Origin of the sequence: Nocardioides sp. BE266, from assembly GCF_031457855.1 — a bacterium.
Lineage (GTDB): Bacteria > Actinomycetota > Actinomycetes > Propionibacteriales > Nocardioidaceae > Nocardioides.
Window position 1 is genome coordinate 329,105 of sequence record NZ_JAURTI010000003.1, and the last position, 15,825, is coordinate 344,929.

The window sequence follows — 15,825 nt, forward strand, 5'->3', positions numbered from 1 at the left end:
CGATTGCGTCGTACGACGTGCTCAACCGATCGTAGGCCAGCGTTGTTCCTGCCGGGCCCGGACCGGCTCAGGGGGCGGGCAGCGTCAGCGTACGCACCGGCTCCGGCGTGCCGCACACGTAGATCGCGACGTCCTGGGCGGCGCCGTCGGGGCGCTCGAACACCACCAGGCCCTGCTGGCCGTCGACCTCCACGGCCACGCGGCGCCCACGCACCTCAGGCAGCGCGCAGGTGCGCATCATGTCGAGCATCTGACGCCGGTCGGAGAGGGCGGAGGACGACGCCGTCGTGGAGCGCAGCGCCTCGACCTCCTCGTCGAGCTGCGCGTCGCTGCTGGACAGGGTGGGCTGCGAGGCCAGCGGCGACGGCGACGCGGACTTGTTCTGCGGTGCCATCTCGGCTCCGGCGGAGCTGTCGCCGCCCGCGTCGTCCTCGGCCGCGAAGTCGCGGTCGGCGCTGCCCCCGGCACTGCTGTCGGCGCTGAAGCCGGAGTCGTCGGAGCCCTGCCCGATCGGGAGCACCTGGCCGAGCGCGACGCCGGCCACCACGACGGCGGCAGCGGCGAGCACGCCCGTGCCGATCCGGCGGCGCCGGCGGGAGGCCAGGTCGACGACGGGCGCCTGGGGGGCAGGAGTCGAACGGTCGGCGACCAGGGCGGCGAGGGTCTCGTCGAGGCGCGCGACGACCTCGGGAGGGGTGGGGCCGTCGTGACGCGCATCGGCGAGCAAGCGTCGTACGGCGTCCTGCTCGGGCGTCAGGTCGGGGGAGTCGGTCATCGGGTCACCTCCTCGAGCGTGCGGGAACGGGTGGTCGGGGGTCAGGGCGCGGGTGGCCCTCGCTCCCGGAGCATGGGTTGGACGGGACCGTCCGGGGGCGGGTTCCCGTGAGGCGGGTCACCCGGCGGCTGGTGGAGGTCGAGCAGGAGGTCGGCCAGCTTGGCGCGCCCGCGCGAGCAGCGCGACTTCACCGTGCCCTCGGCGCAGCCCAGCATCTCAGCGACCTCGGCGACGGGGTAGCCCTCCATGTCGACCAGCACGAGGGCGGCGCGCTGGTCGGGCGGCAGGGTGGCGAGCGCGGCCAGCACGCGGCGGCGCCGCTCGGCGTCCTCGGCGGCGGCGTCGGGCTGGTCGTCGTGCTCGGCCGTGGCCACGAGGGTGCCGCGGTCCTCGACGTCGTCGGGCAGCGCCTCGAGGCGGCGGATCTTGGCGGCCCGCAACCGGTCGAGGCACGCGTTGACCACGACGCGGTGCAGCCAGGTGGTGACGGCGGCCTCGCCGCGGAAGGAGCCGGCGCGGCGGAAGGCGGCGATCATGCCGTCCTGGAGCCCGTCGGCGGCGTCCTCGGGATTGCCCATGGTGCGCAGTGCGACCGCCCACAGCCGGTCGCGGTGCCGGCTGAAGAGCACGCCGAAGGCCTCGGCGTCGCCGTCGACGTGCGCGCGCAGCAGCGCCTGGTCGGAGCGCTCGTCGCTCGCGGGAGTCGTCACCCGAGCACCTGCACCTCGGCGATGGTGCCGCGGAAGTCGTCGCCGACGCGGGGCAGCAGCGTGAGCCAGACGGTGACGTAGCGCCCCGACACGGCCTCGTCGAGGTCGATGCTCAGCTCGCCGTCGCCCGAGGCGGTGCCGACCGGGCTGAGGCCGGCGATGCCGGTCGGCGCGGTCGAGGTGACGTAGGCCGCCAGCGAGGTCTGGCCCTCGGTGGTCACCACGACCTGGCGCACCCCCTTGGTGGCGCCGAGGTCGATGACCAGACCGACTCCGGTCTTGAGCCCGCCGGGACCGAAGTTCTGGAGGTACGACGACGTGGTCCAGGTGGTCGCCGGGTCGCCGTCGAGCACGTTGGGGACCTGGTCGGGGTTCTCCTCGCGCGGCTCGGAGCCCTGCGGGTCGAAGTCGTCGGCGCTCAGGCCGGTGAACGGCGTCGGGGCCGCAGCGGTCGGGCTCGGCGTGGTGCTCGGCTCGTCGTCCGAGCCGGGCACCGACGGCTTGAGGCCGAGCTGGTAGGCCGCGACCACAGCCACCATCACGAGCAGGCAGACCGCGACGATCATCGCCAGCCGGATCCAGCTGCGGCCCGGCACCTGGTCGCCGGTGTCGTCGAGGCCCTCGCCGGTGGACCAGCGGTCCTCCGTCCACGACCCCGAGCTCCACCCGCCGGTGTCGCGGGACACCGGCCGGCCGTCCTGCGAGGCGTCCCACGGCCAGTAGTCCTTGCCGGCCTGCTGGCCGGCCGTGGCCGCTTTGCTGCCCGGACGCGGTCGGCGTACGGGCTCGCCCTCGGGCGGATCGGGCGCGAAGAGCGGCCGCGGGGGCGGCTCCACGAGCGGCGGTGGCGGGGCGGGCTTCTCCGAGCGGGCGCGCAGCCAGTCGACCTCGTCATCGTCGTGGAAGACGGGCATCCCGGCCTGGGTGGGGAGGTCGGTGGAGGAGGGGGCCGGCTCCTCGACGACCGCAGCGGCCTCGGCGACCTCGGTGGCGTCCTCGACCGGGCTCTCCGCCGTGCTCTCGTCGACGGGCTCAGGCGTCGGCTCGGGCGAGGGCTCCGGCTCGGTCACCGCGACGGGTGCAGGCTCGGGTGCTGGTTCGGGGCGCGGGGCGGCCTGCGGGCGGGGTCCCTGGAGCGGGATCTGGGTGCTGGTGACGTCGCCGACGTAGGCCAGGAGCAGGTCGGAGATCGCGCGGGCGCTGTGGTGGACCGGATCGGCGCCGGCCGTCGCGTGAGGGTTGAGGACCTGGTCGCAGAGGTTGTCGAGCGGACGGGGGATGCCGGCGCGGACCCGCCGCGGGCGCAGCACGGCCCCGTGCACCTCGGGCGCCGCGGGCACGGCCGAGCGCGAGACGCCGGCCCACTTGCCGGTCAGCGCGCAGTAGAGCAGCCCGGCCAGGTCGATCTCGTCGACGCTGATCCGCCCCGGCGCCAGCCCGGCGAGGGCCGCCTCGACGCCGAAGCCGATGATCCGGACCTGTCCGTGCTGGTCGATGAGGACGTTCTCGGGCGTGAGCCGGCCGTGCGCGAGCCCGGCCGCGTGGGCCTCGGCGATGCTCTCGGCGACCTCGCCGACGATCCAGGCCGCACGCCGCGGCGCCAGCGGGCCCTCGCGGGTGAGGAGGATGTCGAGGGAGTCGCCCTGGCCCCACTCGTTGACGACGTAGCACCGGTCGTCGGCCACCTCGGCGTCGAGCACGCGGAGGAGGCGGCGATCGATGACCGGCCCGGCCCGGCGGGCGGCCTCGAGCAGCGGTTCGGCGCGCTCGTCGTCGGCGCCGAGGATGTGCACGGCAACGGCCCGGTGCAGCACGAGGTCGTGCGCGCGCCAGAAGCGACCGGACCCGTTCTCGGCCAGGAGGTCGTCGAGGCGGTAGCGCTCGGCCAGCACGTCGCCGGCCTGCATCGACGTCGACATGCTCACCTCGTTCCCCACTTGTATGTCGCTCCGGCCACTCTAGGGAGTCTCAGCCCCGTCGCAGCCGACCCACGACGGTGTCGACCAGGGTCGTCACCTCGCGGACCCGCAGCAGACGGGCGCCGACGAGCAGGACCGCACCACCCGCGAGGGCGCTCGCACCGCCCCGCACGAGTGCGACCAGGGGACCGGGACGCTCGCCGAGACCCGCAAGTGACCACTCGACCGCCCACGTGACGGCGCCGGCGGCGACCAGCACGACCGCCATCCGCACCAGGAAGCGCACCAGCTGAGGCGTCTGCAGCCCGCCGACGGTGCGCCGCAGGACCACGAAGCTCACCACCGCTCCGACGGCGTACGACGCGAGGTAGGCGACGACGAGCATGGGGGCGGCCTCCTCGGGCGGCCGGGACGGCACCAGCGCGGTCGCGACGGCGATGTTGGTCAACGAGACCGCGAGCTGGATGAAGAACACCAGCTTGGTCATCTCCATCGCGTAGAAGCCGCGCAGCATGAAGTAGTGGACGGTGAAGAAGACGAGCGCGGGTCCGAAGAGAGCGAGGGTGGGGGCGAAGGCGGCCGCGGCGTCCCGATCGCCCCACGCGAAGGCCGCTGAAGCGACATCGGCGGCGAGGATCGGCAGCAGGACGGCGAAGGGCAGCACGAGCGCCAACGCGGTCCGCAGGGTGGAGCCGACCGTGCTGCCGATGTCGGCGAGCCGGTCCTCGTGGGCGTAGGCAGAGAGCCGCGGCAGGATCGCCGTCGCGAGCGACACGGTGATGATCGAGTGCGGCACCATCATGATCAGCAGGCTGCTGCTGTAGACGGTGTAGCCGGGGCCGCCGTCCGCGCCGCCGTCGGAGGCGAGCTTGACCACCACGAAGTACGCCACCTGCGTCGCGATGACGAACAGGACGGTCCAGATGCCGAGGGACAGTGTCTTCTTCAGCTCGGGGTCGCGGAAGTCGAAGCGCGGGCGGTAGGTGAAGCCCGACGCGCGCAGGAAGGGCAGCAGGACGAGGCACTGGGCGGCGATGCCAACCGTGGAGCCGAGGCCCAGCAACACCTCCTGACCGGTGCCGAGCGCCCCGAACTGCTCGGCTCCGGTCGCCTTGCCCCAGATGAAGAGATAGGTGACGAGCATCGCCACGGCGATGAGGTTGTTGGCGATCGGCGCCCACATCATCGGGCCGAAGCTGCCGCGGGCGTTGAGCACCTGCCCGACCAGCACGTACATCCCGTAGAAGAACACCTGCGGCAGGCACCACCGGGTGAGGTCGACGATCGTCTCGAGCTGCGCGGCCAGGCCCGGCTCGAGGTAGCGGGGGCTCAGGTAGAGACGCAGCAGCCACGGTGCCGCCACCACGAGCAGGGCGGTCACGGCGCCGAGGAACAGCGCGGACAGCGTGATCACGCGGCTCGCGTAGGCGTCGCCGCCGTCGGGGTCCTCCTTGATCCGGCGGACCAGCTGCGGCACCAGGACGGCGTTGAAGACGCCGCCCGCCAGCAGGATGTAGACCATGTTGGGCAGCGTGTTCGCGATCGTGAAGAGATCGGCACGCAGGAAGGCACCGAGCGCCGCGACGAGCAGTGCGGCGCGGATGAAGCCCGAGGCCCGGGAGAACACGGTGCCCGCGGCCATCACGGCCGACGAGGCGAGGATGCGCTGCTCAGTCATCGCGCCCGCTCACGGGTGCCCGGGCTCGAGGTCGTGGCGGTTCGGTGCCGCCGCCACGCCGGCCCGCTCCGCCTCGGCCCCCTCCGCCGCGGCCCGCTCCGCAGCTGCCTGCTCGGCACGGCGAGCACGGATCTGGCGAGGCAGCCGGTAGCCGATCATCCCGAAGAGCACGAGCGCGCCGGCGGCCATCACGATCCAGATGAGGGCGCTCACCCGCGCCGCGCGGATCGGCAGCTCGTCGAAAGACCCGAGCGGGACGCCGTCCACCGTGGTCACCGCGAGGCGGACCTGGTGGATGCCGGCCTGCTTGGTGCTGGCCTCGAAGCGCACGACGCTGCGTGCGCTGGGCGCGAGCTCGCGCACCCCGTCGCCGGTGAGCGTGAGCTTGCCGTCGGTGGTGGCGACCACCTGGACCGTGACGGGCTGGTCCAGCCCGTTGACCAGCGTCGCGCCCAGGGGTCCGTTGTCGCTGGAAAGGGTCACCGCGGTCGGTGCCTCGATCTGGATCTTGGCGAGGTCGGCCCGGATGGCGTCCTCGGTGCGACCGGCGGCGGCGATCGCAGCGCCTGGTCGGCCGCGGGGCTGGTCGGACAAGGTGACCATCACCTCGTCGCGGACCTGGGCCTCGATCGTGGTCTGCAGGGTGAGGACGTCCTCCAGGATCGTCGCGGCGTCGGTCGCCCGGGTGGCTGCGGCGAAGCTGCTCGGGGAGAGCTCGTCCTCGATGTCGGACTCGGTGTAGGCCAGGCTCTCGTCGGGGATGTCGACGGCGCTGCGGCCCGCGACCTCCCCGAACGGGACGACGTCCACCCAGGGCTGGTCGAGCTCGGCGAAGAACTGGTCGGCGTCCTCGCCCCGCCACACCGTCGGCAGCGTGACGACCAGGGGCGCCGTGTCGCCGCTGTCCAGCCTCAGGGCTGCCTCGCTGAGCAGCCGCTGGCGCAGCGCGAGCGGGTCGTTGGCCGCGGTGGGCGCGGGACCACCGGCCTCGGCACCGCTGCTGGTGACCACCACCTCGTGGCCCAGCAGCCGGACCACGGAGTCGGGGCTGGTCGGCGGGATCGCGAACGCGGTGTCCTCGAGCAGCACCAGCGTGTCGGTGGGGATTCGGGAGAGGGCCTCGGGGCTCAGGTGTCCGTCCGCGGGCGAGATCGCCTTCTGCCACGGGAGCTTGAGCACGGTCATGACGTCGTTGCTCCGGGACAGCGCCTGGTCGAGGCGCTCGGGCGCGTTGCGCACCGCGGCGGAGACGTCGAGGTCGCCGTAGGGGAGCGTCAGGACCGGCTGGCTGCCCACCAGCTTGCTGAAGCGGTCCAGCCAGTTCTTGGCGTCGCTCACCAGCTGGGGGTCTATCGCGTCGGGCGACTCGGTCTCCGACGGCTGGATCGGGGTCAGCGTCTCGGGCGTCGCCGTCGCGGTCCCCTCCGAGGGCGTGTCGGTGGCGGATGGCTCCTGGTCGGGCAGGTTCGGGTCCGGACCGATGCTGCGACCCGCGTTGCCTCCGGACAGGCGCATCAGCGCGTGGAGGACGGCCGGGTCGACCAGCCAGGAGTACGGCGTGGAGCCGGCGGACTCGGCCATGTCGAGCATCGCGTCGAGGCTGCCGCCCTCGGCGAGCCGGCGCGCCCAGCGGGCGGTGCCGCCGATCGAGCCGTCCGAGGCGTACCAGACGCGCCCGCGGACCGGCAGGATCACCGAGGTCTCCTGCACGCCGTCACCGTCGGGCCGGGCCGGGATGAACGTGCGGGCCCGGCCGTCGGCGATCGCGTCGCGCGGCACCGTGGGGGTGTCGCCGATGGCCTGGATGCCGATCCAGTAGACGCCGGGCTCGTCGGGGATGCCGAGCAGCTCGACCGGCACCGAGTCGCTGAAGGGCGCCGACTCACCCGGTGCGAGCTCGTCGACGGTGTCGAAGGTGTCGGGCTCGACGATGCGCTGCTCGCCGATGTAGGTGTCCGGCTCGAGCAGCGCGGACGTCGCGAGGTTGGCGGAGTCCAGGATCGGGGACTGGGTGGAGAAGGCGTGGAGGTTGATGCGGGTGAAGGTCTCGTCACCCACGTTGGTGACCGTGCCCGTGATCTCCACGTCGCCGCTGCGCGGCAGCACAGGGGTGATCGAGTCGATGTGCACGACGAGCGGGTCGGGGTCCTCGGCGGGCGCGGCCGCGGCCGGGACGAGCGCGCCGGCGCCCGCGGCGCCGAGGGTCAGGAGCCCCGCCAGGGCAGCACGGAACGACGACGGGCGGGGCACGCACCGATGCTAGATGAGGAGCGGTCGCAGACTGGCACGTAGACTGGCCTGTCGTGTCCGACGCCGCCCTGCCCCAGCTCACGATCGTCGAGATCCAGCGCCGCGTCGGTGCTGAGCTCGACCGCATCGGCTCGGTCATCGACGAGCTCGGCGTCCGCTTCGCCGACGCCGGCGAGGAGCTCGCCCTGGTGGGTGGACCGGTGCGCGACGCGATGATCGGCCGCCTCCAGAATGACCTCGACTTCACCACCTCCGCGCGGCCGGAGACCACCGAGAAGCTGGTGTCCGGCTGGGCCGACGCCGTGTGGGACATGGGTCGCGACTTCGGCACCATCGGCTGCCGCAAGGGTCCGTGGCAGGTCGAGATCACGACCTACCGCTCCGAGTCCTACGACCCGTCCTCGCGCAAGCCCGACGTCGACTTCGGCGACAACCTCGAGGGCGACCTCGGCCGCCGCGACTTCTCGGTGAACTCGATGGCCGTGCGGGTGCCGAGCCGCGAGTTCGTCGACCCCTACGGCGGCATCGTCGACCTGGCCGAGCGGGTGCTGCGCACGCCCGGCGCCCCCGAGGACTCCTTCTCCGACGACCCGCTGCGGATGATGCGGGCCGCGCGGTTCGCCGCCCAGCTCGGCTTCGGCGTCGCGCCCGAGGTCGTCGAGGCGATGACCGCGATGGCCGGGCGGATCGAGATCATCTCCGCCGAGCGGGTGCGCGACGAGCTGGTCAAGCTGGTCTGCGCGCCGCACCCCCGCCTCGGCCTGACGCTGCTCGTCGACACCGGGCTGGCGTCGTACGTCCTGCCGGAGCTGCCGGCGCTGGCGCTCGAGCGCGACGAGCACCACCGGCACAAGGACGTCTACGAGCACACCCTGACCGTGCTCGAGCAGTCGATCGACCTCGAGGGCCGCCTCGGCGGCGGCCCCGACTTCGTCTCCCGCTTCGCGGCGCTGATGCACGACGTCGGCAAGCCGAAGACGCGCCGCTTCGAGAGCGGCGGCACGGTGACGTTCCACCACCACGACGTGGTGGGCGCCAAGCTGACCCGCAAGCGGATGCAGGCGCTGCGCTTCTCCAACCACGACATCGACGCGGTCGCGAAGCTCGTCGAGCTGCACCTGCGCTTCCACGGCTACGGCTCCGGCGAGTGGACCGACAGTGCCGTACGACGCTACGTCCGCGACGCCGGCGACCAGGTCGAGCGGCTGCACATCCTCACCCGTGCCGACTGCACGACCCGCAACCAGCGCAAGGCCGACCGGCTCCGCCGCACCTACGACTCGCTCGAGGAGCGGATCGCGCGGCTGTCCGAGGAGGAGGAGCTGGCCGCGATCCGGCCGGACCTCGACGGCAACCAGATCATGGAGATCCTCGGCATCGGCCCCGGGCGCGAGGTCGGCCAGGCCTACACGTGGCTCCTCGACCTGCGCATGGACGAGGGGCCGAAGACGCCCGAGGAGGCCGAGGCCGCGCTGCGCGCGTGGTGGGCCCAGCGCGACTGACGCGGGTCAGCCCGGGGTGAGCGCCCGCTCGCGCGGGAGGCCGTAGGGGCGGTCCGCGGGGAGGTTCACGCCCTCCTCGGTGCCCTCCATCACCGCGCACGCGCCCGACGGCACCGTGCACGTCAGGAGGGCCGGCACCGTCCAGTCCTCCTCGCCACCGTCCTGCGTCGGGGTCAGGCCGACGACCGTCTCGTCGTCGAGCCACCCACCGACCACCCAGCTCTCGAGCTGGGGGGCCTCGAGGTCGCGGAGCCCGAGCTGCTTCGGGGGGCCGTCGGTCGAGGTGGTCACGCGCTCGCCGTCCGCCGACTCCAGCACCGGGTCGGCGCCGTACTCCTGCGCGGGGATCTGCCACGAGCGGTCGTCGTTCCACAGCGGCGGCTGGCGATCGAGCGCGAGGAACCAGTCGCTCTGCCGTACGGCGTCCCAGTCGAGGTCGGTGGTCGTCGACTCGCCGGTGGCGAGGTCGTGGGTGACGAGCAGGTTGAGGCCCTTCACGTAGGCCGTGCCGTCGACGACGCCCAGCATGCCGACGGGTGAGTCCTCGTAGAGGTCGGTCCAGTCCTCGTCGCCACCGCCGTCGGGGACCAGCCCCTCCTGGCTGCGGACGACCTCCTCGCCGGTGGTCGTGTCGACCACGACCGCCTCGGCGGCTCCGGCGCCGTCGTCGAGCCGGTCGATGAACGCGACCCACCGGCCGTCGCTGGTCGCGGTGAGGGTGCCGACCGCGGGGTGCGCGTCGGTCTCCTCGACGCCGTCGGCGGTCGCCACGCGCAGGACCGGCAGCTCGCCCGGGCCGAGGTCGTCCCCGTCGGCGCTGGCGAACCAGACTCCCGGCCCGGCGACGACGTACGACCCGGCCTGCCGCTCGGTGTCGATGGTGGAGCCGTCGGGCAGGTGGACCTCGCTGCCGCTGGCCCACACCAGCCCGTCGGCGGACACCGGCGAGGAGGTGCTCGGCCAGTCGCCGTCGGCCGTCGCTTCCGGGTCGTCGTCGCTGCACGCCGCGGTCGTCGCGACGAGCAGCCCGGCGAGGATCCACGCGCCGACGCGACGCAGGGAGCGGGTCCGAGAGGAGGAGGTCACGACACGAATCGTTGCAGGAAGCCGAAGAGGCCGTCGCTGCGCGAGTCGGCGTCCTCGTAGTCGTTGGCGGCCGCGATGAGCCCGGTCGCCGTGGTGTCGGAGGAGATCCGCGACTCCCCGATCCACGTCGCGGTGGTGTCGAGGTGCTGGTCGACGGTGCTGACGAGACCGGCGGCGCCGGGCACCGACCCGAGGCTCGACGGCGGGAGGTTGAGCCGGGCGACCCGCTTCTCCGCGGTGTCGAGCCCGCTCTCCGCGTCGGCGAACCAGCCGCTGGCCGCCTGCAGCGTGGCCGGCACGACCTGCACCTGGCCCGACAGGCCGAGCTCGTCGAAGGGGGTGACGGTCATGAAGGTCCCGGCCCAGAGGTCGTCGGGATCGCTGCTGCCCGGTGTGGAGTACGTCGACGCGCCGGACTCGTGGGTCGTGATGATCCCGCCGGGGAGCATCACCACGCCCTCGGACATGTTCGGGAGGTCGACGCTGCGGATCGGGTCGGGCAGGCTGCCGCCCCCGGTGACGTCGCCGAGGTTGTAGCTCTGGAGCTGGCTGCCCTTGTCGCGCCCGTAGCTGGTGCTGAAGACGATCTCGTTGCCGCGCACCGCGATGCCCTGGGTCTTCTCGGGGATCTCGAAGGGTCCCTGCTTGTCGCCCCACGACTGGGTGGCCGGGTCCCAGGTGTAGGTGAACATCTGCCCGGGCCCGGACTTCTCGAAGGTGCCGACGTACATCGTGTCGCCCGACACCGTCGCCGACGCCCCGGCCGCGACGTGCGCCGGAGGTCCGCTCGGCTGGACGGTCGAGGTCGGCGACGCGCCACTGAGGTCGGAGAGCGAGTACGGCACCATCGTCGGGTCGTCGGAGTCGCTCGAGGCCACCCAGACGATGCCGTCCTTCACCACCACGCCGCCGGCGTGGTTGGGCGGCGGACCGTCGCCGCCGCCGAGCTCGACGGTGTTGAGCACCTCGCCGGTGTCGGGGTCGATGATGTTCAGCGTGGCGAGGTAGGAGGTCGAGCCGTCCGGGTTCTCGACCTCCTCGTAGCCGGTCTGCAGCAGGTTGCCGGTCTCGGGGTCGTAGCCCAGTCCCTGCGGGGTCCAGGCGCGGTCGTCCTGCCCGTTGGCGAAGGTGTCGGGGATGACCGGGCCGGGCATCGTGCCGTGCTCGAGGTCGCGCAGCATCGACTTCACCAGGCCGAGCTCGAGCCAGTCCGCCTCGTCGGTGGTGAACGGGTCGGTCTGGAGGAAGTCGCGCGCCTTCTCCAGCTCGGCGGAGTACTGCGTCCGGGCGACGCCGAGGTGGTTCACGGCCGCGAACATGAGCAGGAACATGCCGAGCGCGTCGACGACGTGCGGCTTCTCGCGGCGGTACCAGTGGATGACCTCGTCGGCCCGCTGCTCCATCACGTCGTAGGCGTCAGCGGCGATCTCGAGCGCGAGCTTCGCGCGGTTGAGCCGGTTGAAGCAGACCTCGGCCGACGCGCGGGTCGCCCAGGCGCGCATGTTGTAGGAGCGGCGCGCCGCGTCGCTGTCCCAGTCGGGCCGGTCCTGGGCGTAGCGGATCAGCTCGATGCTCTCGCGCACCTTCGCCATCGCGTCGGAGACGTCCGCCGCCACCGAGCGGATGGTGCCCGAGCTCCCCGACGTCATCTCCGCGTACAACGGCTCCGGGCCGATGCCCACCCCCACGCCAGTCCCCCTCGTCCCGCCGGTCCTCCTGGGGCCCGGACACCCGAAAGGTGCCACAGAACGGCGTCCCCCAAACCTCGATCCGGGGTAGTCCAGTGACAGATGGCTGCCGTGGGCACCGGACGACGACCATCTGCCACTGGACTACCTCGCCAATTGGTCTGACCACTTGACCACCTGACCCCCGCGTCGTACGGTCGCAGGCATGCCGCTCACGCCCGTCGCCCGCCGCTCCGTCCCCGACGAGGTCTACGACCAGCTCCTCGGTGAGCTGCTCGACGGCGGCCTGGCGCCGGGGGAGGCGCTGCCCAGCGAGCGCCGGCTGGCCGAGGTGCTGGGCGTCTCCCGTCCCGCGGTCCGCGAGGCGATGCAGCGGCTGGCCCACGCCGGCTACGTCGACGTACGCCAGGGCGACGCGACGACGGTGCGCGACTTCCGGCGCCTCGGCGGCCTGGACCTGCTGCCGCGCCTGCTCCTCGCGAGGGGCGGCCTCGACCTCGCCGTCGCGCGCAGCATCCTCGAGGCCCGCGCCCACGTCGGCCCCAAGATCGCCGAGCTCGCCGCCCGTCGTGGCGGCCCGGAGGTGGTGCCGCTCCTCGACCAGGCGGTGGCGGCGCTGCGCGACGACGCCGATCCCGTACGACGCCAGCACGTGGCCCTCGCCTTCTGGGAGCACCTGGTCGACGCGGCTGACTCGATCACCTTCCGGCTGATGTTCAACAGCATGCGGGTGGCCTACCTCCCGCTCATCGAGGCGCTGGCCCCGTTGATGGCGGCCGAGGTCGACCGCGTCGACGCCTACGCCGCGCTCACCCGGGCGGTCGGCGCCGGCGACGGCGAGGAGGCACGGGACTGCGCGGCCGACCTGCTCGGCGCGGCCACCACGAGCCTGATCGACGCCATCGACCAGATGCAGTCCACCGAGGAGCCTTCATGACCGAGAAGACCGACGCGGGCGTCGAGGCGCTCGCCCAGCAGCGGCTCGCCCGCGCCGAGCGCGCGCTCTCCCGCAAGCCGAAGGTCACCCTCGCCGCGACCGGTCGCGCGTTCTGGCGCTACCCCTCGCCGTGGATGATCGGCGGGTTCCTCGTGGCCGCCGTCGTGGCCCGCCTGGCGGTCGGCGACTGGTCGTGGACCGACCTGCTCGCACCCGCGGTCTTCCTCGCGCTCTTCCCGCTCGTGGAGTGGGTGATCCACGTGTTCATCCTGCACTGGCGCCCGCGCACGGTCGGCGGCGTCGAGGTCGACAGCCTCCTGGCGCGCGACCACCGCCGGCACCACGCCGACCCCCGCGACGTGCCGCTCGTCTTCATCCCGTGGCGGGCACTGGTCTGGGTGATCGCGTTGCCGGGGATCGCGCTCCCGCTCGGCGTCGGCGCCCTGCTCGGCGCCGGCCTGCCCGCCAGCCTGTCGTTCGTGGTCACGCTCGCCACGGTGCTCTTCGTCTACGAGTGGACGCACTATGTCATCCACTCCGACTACTCCCCGCGCACCCGGCTCTACAAGGCGATCTGGCGCAACCACCGGCTGCACCACTACAAGAACGAGCACTACTGGTTCTCGGTGACCACCTCCGGCACCAGCGACCGGCTGCTCGGCACCTACCCCGACCCGGCCGACGTCGAGACCAGCCCGACGGCCAAGGACCTTCACGGGGTCAGCGCACGACCTTGATGTTGAACATGCCGGTGCCGAGCGCGCCCATCGTGCGCAGCCAGAGCGGCAGGAACATCTCCACCCCGCGGGCCGTCTCGATGCCGCCGAGGTCGACCACGTCCTCGTGACCGAGGCCGGTCAGGAGCCCGGTGACCACGGCCTTCGCCTCGGCGTCGTCGCCGGACACGAAGACGGTCGTGGCCTGCCCGAGCTGCCCGGGGTCGACCATCAGCGGGGCGGTCATCGTGTTGAGCGACTTCACCACCCGCGCGTCGGGGAAGGCCCGCTGCACCTGCTCGCCGAGCGAGTCGGTGTCCTTGACGAACAGGGTCGGCGGGAAGCCAGCGGAGAAGTCGAGCGGGTTCGACACGTCGAGCACCACCTTGCCGGCGAGGTTGTCCTCGCCCGCGGCGGTGAGCATGTCGATCGCCGCCGACCCGTTGCCGGCCAGCACGACGAGCTCGGCGCCTGCGGCAGCGTCGTCGTACGTCTTCAAGGTGACGTGGCCGTGCTCGGCGAGCCAGGCCGCGAACGGCGGGTTGCCCATGCCGTCGGTCTCGGTGCGGGCGAGCGTGGCCTGCGGGTCGCGGGTGCCGACGACGACCTCGTGGCCGGTGCGGGCGAGGCCGCCGGCGAGCGCCTGGCCGACCATGCCGGTGCCGAGCACTGCGATGTCCATGGAGCAGTTCTACTCCTGCCGGGGTCGCTCGGGAATGGCGAACGGCCCCCGGGACCCGGAGGTCTCGGAGGCCGTTCGGCGCTTCGGTCAGGGTGAGCTGGTCACTCGCCCTTGATGAACTTCTCGAGCTCGGCGCGACCGATGTCGTCGGGCATCTGCACCGGCGGGGACTTCATCAGGTAGGTCGAGGCCGGGATGATCGGGCCGCCGATGCCGCGGTCCTTGGCGATCTTCGCGGCGCGGACGGCGTCGATGATGATGCCGGCGGAGTTCGGGGAGTCCCAGACCTCGAGCTTGTACTCGAGGTTGAGCGGGACGTCACCGAAGGCGCGACCCTCGAGGCGGACGTAGGCCCACTTGCGGTCGTCGAGCCATGCGACGTAGTCGGACGGGCCGATGTGGACGTTGCGGTCGCTGACCTTGTCGGCGAGCTCGCCGGTGAGGTTGGACGTCACGGCCTGGGTCTTGGAGACCTTCTTGGACTCCAGGCGCTCGCGCTCGAGCATGTTCTTGAAGTCCATGTTGCCGCCGACGTTGAGCTGGTAGGTGCGGTCCAGCGCCACGCCGCGGTCCTCGAACAGCTTGGCCATCACGCGGTGCGTGATGGTCGCGCCGACCTGCGACTTGATGTCGTCACCGACGATCGGGACGCCGGCGTCCTCGAACTTCTTGGCCCACTCGGGGTCGGAGGCGATGAAGACGGGGAGGGCGTTGACGAAGCCGACGCCCGCGTCGATCGCGCACTGGGCGTAGAACTTGTCGGCCTCCTCGGAGCCCACCGGGAGGTATGACACGAGGACGTCGACCTCGGCGTCCTTGAGGGCCTGGACGACGTCGACCGGCTCGGCCGCGGACTCCTCGATGGTCTGGCGGTAGTACTTGCCGAGGCCGTCGAGGGTCGGGCCACGCTGGACCTCGACGCCCAGGGTCGGGACGTCGGCGATCTTGATGGTGTTGTTCTCCGAGGCGTTGATCGCCTCGGACAGGTCCTTGCCGACCTTCTTGTCGTCGACGTCGAAGGCGACGACGAACTGGACGTCCTTGACGTGGTAGTCGCCGAAGACGACGTGCATGAGCCCAGGGACGGTCCCGGCCGGGTCCGCGTCCTTGTAGTACTCAACGCCCTGGACCAGGGAGGTGGCGCAGTTGCCCACTCCCACGATCCCTACTCGTACCGAACCCATGGGGCTCTCCTTCTCTCTACTGGGGGCTTGTCTTGTGATGACGGTGTGGTCTGCGGTCAGTCGCCCGCGGCGCGTGGCGTGGGGGGCGGCGTCGGGGCGGGTGACTCGTCGCCGCGCTCGGCGCGGATCAGGTCGGACAGCCACCGGACCTCGCGCTCCACCGACTCCACGCCGTGGCGCTGGAGCTCGGCGGCATAGCGGTTGACCTCGGCCTGGGTGCGCTCGAGCTCGCCCTGCACCCGTGCGAGGCGCTCCTGGAGACGCGAGCGCCGGCCCTCGAGGACCCGGAGCCGGATCTCCATGTCGGTGGAGGAGAAGAACGCGAAGCGGATGTCGAAGTTGTCGTCCTCCCACGCCGTGGGACCGACCTCCGACATCAGCCGCTGGAAGTGCTCGTTGCCGGCGGCCGTGACTTCGTAGGTGATGCGCGGGCGGCGGTTGGCCGGCGTGGAGGTGGCGGCGACCTCGGTGATGAGGTTGGCCCGCAGCATCTTCTTCAGTGCCGGGTAGAGGGAGCCGTAGGACAGCACCCGGCCCCACCCGAGCATCAGGTTCAGCCGCTTGCGCAGCTCGTAGCCGTGCATGGGTCCCTCGTGCAGCAGTCCGAGGACCGCGAGCTCGATGGTGTCACCACGACGTGCCATGCGATCTATCGTACCGATATATCTGCTGGTGACGAATCAGGGATGCCGCGGGGT

General features: G+C 72.3%; 13 protein-coding genes. 3 read left to right on the plus strand and 10 right to left on the minus strand.

The window, feature by feature from the left end:
• Nucleotides 1-67: 67 nt before the first annotated feature.
• The 5 genes from J2X46_RS10215 to J2X46_RS10235 are packed head-to-tail and all read right to left on the minus strand — an operon-like array spanning nt 68 to nt 7,332.
• Nucleotides 68-775, minus strand: coding sequence for a hypothetical protein (locus J2X46_RS10215; protein ID WP_310249779.1), 708 nt, complete (start codon nt 773-775; stop codon nt 68-70).
• A gap of 41 nt (nt 776-816) precedes the next feature.
• Entirely contained in the window at nt 817-1,485 is a 669-nt protein-coding gene (gene sigM / locus J2X46_RS10220; protein ID WP_310249781.1) for an RNA polymerase sigma factor SigM, read from the minus strand.
• Nucleotides 1,482-3,404: a protein kinase family protein gene (locus J2X46_RS10225; RefSeq protein ID WP_310249783.1), complete on the minus strand. Its 1,923-nt coding sequence runs from the start codon at nt 3,402-3,404 to the stop codon at nt 1,482-1,484. Before J2X46_RS10225 ends, sigM begins: the two co-directional genes overlap by 4 nt.
• A gap of 49 nt (nt 3,405-3,453) precedes the next feature.
• Nucleotides 3,454-5,082 (minus strand): murein biosynthesis integral membrane protein MurJ, encoded by a 1,629-nt coding sequence (gene murJ, locus J2X46_RS10230; RefSeq protein ID WP_310249784.1) that lies wholly within the window; start codon nt 5,080-5,082, stop codon nt 3,454-3,456.
• Nucleotides 5,083-5,091: 9 nt separating this feature from the next.
• Nucleotides 5,092-7,332 carry a DUF6049 family protein gene (locus J2X46_RS10235; RefSeq protein ID WP_310249787.1) on the minus strand — a complete coding sequence of 747 codons (2,241 nt, stop codon included), beginning with the start codon at nt 7,330-7,332 and terminating at the stop codon, nt 5,092-5,094.
• Between the two features lie 83 nt (nt 7,333-7,415).
• Here J2X46_RS10235 and J2X46_RS10240 point away from each other — a divergent pair, with 83 nt between their 5' ends.
• On the plus strand, nt 7,416-8,834 hold the full coding sequence (locus tag J2X46_RS10240; protein WP_397214099.1) for a CCA tRNA nucleotidyltransferase: 1,419 nt from the start codon (nt 7,416-7,418) through the stop codon (nt 8,832-8,834).
• Between the two features lie 6 nt (nt 8,835-8,840).
• Here J2X46_RS10240 and J2X46_RS10245 read toward each other — a convergent pair whose 3' ends face one another.
• Both J2X46_RS10245 and J2X46_RS10250 read right to left on the minus strand, forming a co-directional pair.
• Nucleotides 8,841-9,920: a hypothetical protein gene (locus J2X46_RS10245; RefSeq protein ID WP_310249790.1), complete on the minus strand. Its 1,080-nt coding sequence runs from the start codon at nt 9,918-9,920 to the stop codon at nt 8,841-8,843.
• A complete protein-coding gene (locus J2X46_RS10250) occupies nt 9,917-11,608 on the minus strand; it encodes a hypothetical protein (RefSeq protein ID WP_310249792.1) in 1,692 nt (563 codons plus the stop codon). Before J2X46_RS10250 ends, J2X46_RS10245 begins: the two co-directional genes overlap by 4 nt.
• 205 nt (nt 11,609-11,813) lie before the next feature.
• Between J2X46_RS10250 and J2X46_RS10255 the strand changes: the two genes are divergently transcribed.
• The gene (locus tag J2X46_RS10255) at nt 11,814-12,545 is read left to right on the plus strand and encodes a GntR family transcriptional regulator (protein ID WP_310249794.1); all 732 of its coding nucleotides are present in this window, start codon (nt 11,814-11,816) and stop codon (nt 12,543-12,545) included.
• Nucleotides 12,542-13,282 carry a sterol desaturase family protein gene (locus J2X46_RS10260; protein WP_310249796.1) on the plus strand — a complete coding sequence of 247 codons (741 nt, stop codon included), beginning with the start codon at nt 12,542-12,544 and terminating at the stop codon, nt 13,280-13,282. The genes J2X46_RS10255 and J2X46_RS10260 overlap by 4 nt, the downstream gene beginning before the upstream one ends.
• Here J2X46_RS10260 and J2X46_RS10265 read toward each other — a convergent pair.
• From J2X46_RS10265 to J2X46_RS10275, 3 genes are all read right to left on the minus strand, one after another.
• On the minus strand, nt 13,266-13,943 hold the full coding sequence (locus J2X46_RS10265; RefSeq protein ID WP_310249797.1) for an NAD(P)-binding domain-containing protein: 678 nt from the start codon (nt 13,941-13,943) through the stop codon (nt 13,266-13,268). The genes J2X46_RS10260 and J2X46_RS10265 overlap by 17 nt on opposite strands.
• A gap of 101 nt (nt 13,944-14,044) precedes the next feature.
• On the minus strand, nt 14,045-15,127 hold the full coding sequence (locus J2X46_RS10270) for an inositol-3-phosphate synthase (RefSeq protein WP_310249799.1): 1,083 nt from the start codon (nt 15,125-15,127) through the stop codon (nt 14,045-14,047).
• A 56-nt stretch (nt 15,128-15,183) separates the two neighbouring features.
• Nucleotides 15,184-15,771, minus strand: coding sequence for a PadR family transcriptional regulator (locus J2X46_RS10275; protein ID WP_310249800.1), 588 nt, complete (start codon nt 15,769-15,771; stop codon nt 15,184-15,186).
• Nucleotides 15,772-15,825: the final 54 nt, after the last annotated feature.

Coding starts and splice junctions, on each gene's coding strand:
- J2X46_RS10215 (WP_310249779.1), bottom strand. CDS start 775: ATGACCGACTCCCCCGACCTGACGCCCGAGCAGGACGCCGTACGACGC.
- J2X46_RS10225 (WP_310249783.1), bottom strand. CDS start 3,404: ATGTCGACGTCGATGCAGGCCGGCGACGTGCTGGCCGAGCGCTACCGC.
- murJ (WP_310249784.1), bottom strand. CDS start 5,082: ATGACTGAGCAGCGCATCCTCGCCTCGTCGGCCGTGATGGCCGCGGGC.
- J2X46_RS10255 (WP_310249794.1), top strand. CDS start 11,814: ATGCCGCTCACGCCCGTCGCCCGCCGCTCCGTCCCCGACGAGGTCTAC.
- J2X46_RS10260 (WP_310249796.1), top strand. CDS start 12,542: ATGACCGAGAAGACCGACGCGGGCGTCGAGGCGCTCGCCCAGCAGCGG.
- J2X46_RS10265 (WP_310249797.1), bottom strand. CDS start 13,943: ATGGACATCGCAGTGCTCGGCACCGGCATGGTCGGCCAGGCGCTCGCC.
- J2X46_RS10270 (WP_310249799.1), bottom strand. CDS start 15,127: ATGGGTTCGGTACGAGTAGGGATCGTGGGAGTGGGCAACTGCGCCACC.
- J2X46_RS10275 (WP_310249800.1), bottom strand. CDS start 15,771: ATGGCACGTCGTGGTGACACCATCGAGCTCGCGGTCCTCGGACTGCTG.